The 3,608-nt window shown below is 57.1% G+C and carries 3 protein-coding genes; all 3 read left to right on the top strand.

Features of this window, described 5'->3' with window-relative positions; all coding sequences use genetic code 11:
* Window positions 1-158: 158 nt before the first annotated feature.
* Window positions 159-1,673 (top strand): Fic family protein, encoded by a 1,515-nt coding sequence (locus ACIQ47_RS15325; protein ID WP_396438911.1) that lies wholly within the window; start codon window positions 159-161, stop codon window positions 1,671-1,673.
* Window positions 1,674-2,378: 705 nt separating this feature from the next.
* Window positions 2,379-2,939, top strand: a complete 561-nt coding sequence (locus ACIQ47_RS15320) for a hypothetical protein (RefSeq protein ID WP_396438910.1) — start codon at window positions 2,379-2,381, stop codon at window positions 2,937-2,939.
* Window positions 2,940-3,295: 356 nt separating this feature from the next.
* On the top strand, window positions 3,296-3,608 hold a 313-nt coding region (locus tag ACIQ47_RS15315), incomplete at its 3' end, for a hypothetical protein (RefSeq protein WP_396438909.1).

The raw sequence follows: 3,608 nt of genomic DNA, 5'->3' as shown, positions 1-3,608 counted from the left end.
GGTCGCTTGTTTGACGACTACCGCCAGTGGGTGCAAGATACCCTGATGACAAAGCCCAAGCCATGGATACAAGTGCTGGCCGCTCTATGAAACCCTGCTGTGCATTGAATATGCGACAATTTTCAAAATAGAATATATAAAAAGCGACAATTCAGGCCATGCTCGACTCCTTAACACGCAAAAACGCGACAACAGACACGGCGTTGATCCTTTATGCCGAGATCAGCCCTGCCCAAAAGCGGGCAGCGCAACGTGGCGTCCAGGCTGGTCAACTCTCGCGCATCGCGCCTGGCATTGTCAGCAGCCTGCCGCCGTCAGACTGGCCGGCCCTGATGGCCCGCGAGCGCTTGCGGGTGCTGGCTGCTTTGTTTCCGGGTGCCGTGCTCAGCCACCGCAGCGCCTTCAATGGCGGTCAAGCCGAAGATGGCGTGATACACCTGACGCACAACTCCAAGCGCACAGCACAGCTGCCTGGCCTGACCGTCATGCTCTGGAAAGGCCCACCGCCTGCGCCCGGCGACACCGCCATGCTTGGGCGCGAACTTTACTTTCCATCGCTGCCCCGCCTGCTGCTGGAAAACCTGCAGCCCACACGCGGTCCCAACCGACGCTCTGTGGGGCGTGAAGCCGTCGAAAAACGCCTGCTCGACACCTGCGACGCCCGTGGTGAAGAAGCCCTGTCTCAATTGCGCGAACAAGCCCGCGCCCTGGCCCCCACCTTGTCGCTCGAATCCGAATTCAAAGTGCTTGATGACCTGGTGGGCAGCATTTTGGGCACCCGCGCCTCGCAGCTCACCACCCCAGAAGGCCGCGCCCGCACAGCGCCCATGCCCTACGACGCACAGCGCCTGGCCCTGTTTGAGCAACTCGCCGTCGCGCTGCGAGCCACCCCTCTGGTGCAACCGCCTGCTGTGGCGCAAACCGAAGCTGCGCGGGCCAACTTTGCGTTTTTGGAGTCGTACTTCAGCAACTTCATCGAAGGCACCGAATTCGACGTGCAGCACGCCCGCGCCTTTGTGTTGCAAGGCCAGCCTATTGCCGAGCGGCCCAAAGACTCACACGACATCTTGGGCGTGTACCGCCAAGCCCTGCAACCCAGCTGGGCCTTGCAAACCCTGGCCAGTGGCGAACCCGTGCTGGCGCAACTGCGTGCCCGCCATGCCGACCAAATGCAAGAGCGCCCCGAAGTCGGCCCCGGCGAATTCAAAGTTTTGGCCAACCGTGCAGGCAACACCGAATTTGTGGCTCCGCAAAGAGTGCGAGGCACCTTGGTACAAGCCACGCAAATCTTGCCCAGCGTGCCCGCAGGTACACCGCGTGCGCTGCTGGCCATGTTCATCGTGTCCGAAGTTCACCCCTTCACCGACGGCAACGGCCGTCTGGCGCGGCTGGTCATGAACGCCGAACTTTCCGCCGTGGGTGCTTGCCGAATCATCGTGCCCACCCTGTTTCGCGAGGAATACCTGGACAGCCTGCGAGCCCTGAGCCGCCAGGCTGACGCTGCCCCCTTTATGGCCGCCATGCAAAAAATCCACCGTTGGACCGCCGCTTTCAATTACCAGGACCTGGACGACACCATCGCCCAAATGGCCGCCTGCAACGCCTTCGAGCGCTCGCCCGTACAGTTCAAGCTGATCACCCCATCCCACAAGCTATCTTCGGCCGGAGCCTGAACACGCCCGTCCTCGACGCCGTCCAAAACTTCGCTGGCATTGACAACGAAAACGAGCGGTCCACCACCAAAGCCAAGCGCTTGGGCAAATGGGCTGTAGCCAAATCGGCAGGGCGGTCAGGCGCCTGTACCCGCACCAGCAAATCCAGCGCACCGCCTGCCGCAGGCACACCCGCTTGCAGCGGAGAAAAAACAATCGTGGGTTGGGTCATCACAGGCTTCTTGGGTTGGTCAGGGCCATGATGGTGCAGGATGGCACTGATTGGGATTACGCCGCCCTGGCCAACAAACCTGCCGCTGCCGCTATTGGCCACCCATTTTCCATATCGTTGCAAGACTTGCTTTTGGTGAGTAAGCGGTGATCGCCATTTGCTCCTTCGTAGCCTCGGACCTTGGTTGCCGTCAATTTGCCTTGGACTATGGCAAGTCTGGTTCGCAGCGAGACAGGCTGGGAGCGAAGCCTTAATAGCGCGCTGGCACATCGACGAAATAACGTTTGGAGGGAAATATGGTTACTCTGTCCTATGAGGAGCGGCAACGCAAAGAAAGCAAACGAAAGGGCGAGCGGGCGGAAGATGTAGCTCGGTGGTATTTCAGGCTTAACGGATTCTTGTCAATACCAGGCTTTGTGGTTCACCTAGACAAGTCTAGGGCGCATATTGCGCGAGATGGTACCCCGCGTTTCGCTAGGACTGAGGCGGATCTCATGGGCGTTCGTTTTGTTGGTAGCCGTGAAATGATCAATGGCCGTGACATGGAGGACGATCCAACGCTGACCGCCCTTGCGACGGGAAGGGATATGCAAGCGTTGTTTATTCTTGTTGAAGTAAAGGCTGGCATCTGCAAGATGAATGGACCTTGGACATCAAGAGATTCACAGAATATGCAGCGCGTCATTCGTAGATTGGGTTTCGCGAGAGACGAGCGTGAGGTTGAAGACATTGCATCTGCTATGTATGCCGTGGGACGCTACCAAGATGATTTCTACACCCTTCAGTACATTTGTGTTGGTGCAGAAAAGAGCGTTGAACTGGAAACCAACTTCCCTAAGGTCATACAAATTGACTGGCGAGATATCGGTAAATTTTTGGCTGAGCGTTTTGGTGCCTTTCCTGAGAAGCTGCCGGACGGGCATGTACATGAGCAGTGGCCTGAGTTCGGAAGGAAATTTGGAAATTGGTTCGAATCGAACCGTCGTGCAAATGATGTAGTTAACAAAGCTTCCGGAGCTATTGAGCGGTATGTCCGCGATAGTTCAATGGGATGAATGTCCACAGCCCTTTTATTAATCGTTACGTCATGCTGCGGCATTTGCGCCAACAGTTCCAGATCGACTGGTGGGGCCATCACGGAATAGCGCACTGGGCGCGGGTGTGAGCAAACGGTCTGATGCTGGTTGATCAGACCTGTGCCAACCGGCATGTGGTGGAACTGTTTTCATTCTTTCACGACTCACGCAGATTAAACGAACATGTGGACGATGGCCATGGCGCACGCGGCGCAGCTCTGGCCAGCCGCCTTAAGGGTCGGTACTTTGACGCAGTTAATGCTTAATGTTCTTTGTTGATAGGCTTACAAGGCGAGCCTTCAGATGGCTACGATTCGGTCATTATGAAAACCCCCATGCGTTACCTCACCAAATCGCGCTTCAAGTTGGCCGTGGAATGTCCGACTAAGTTGTTCTACACCGGTAAGCCCAAGATCTACCGGGACACCAAGCAAGAGGACAGCTTTTTGCAGATGTTGGCGGAAGGGGGCTACCAAGTGGGAGAGCTGGCCAAGTGCCAATTTCCTGAAGGGGTCGAGGTTGAAGCGACCGACCATCTAAGCGCTCTGGCGCAGACGAAGCGGTTGTTGCAACAAGATCGGGCGGTGGTGTTCGAGGCCGCCGTTGCCTTTTGCAGCCCCTTAACCTGGCGGCCAATTTGGGTGCTGT

It is taken from the genome of Limnohabitans sp. (assembly GCF_044373035.1).
Classification (GTDB): Bacteria; Pseudomonadota; Gammaproteobacteria; order Burkholderiales; family Burkholderiaceae_C; genus Limnohabitans_A.
Note: the sequence above shows the minus strand (reverse complement) of the source record. Positions and strands in the feature narration are given on the sequence as shown.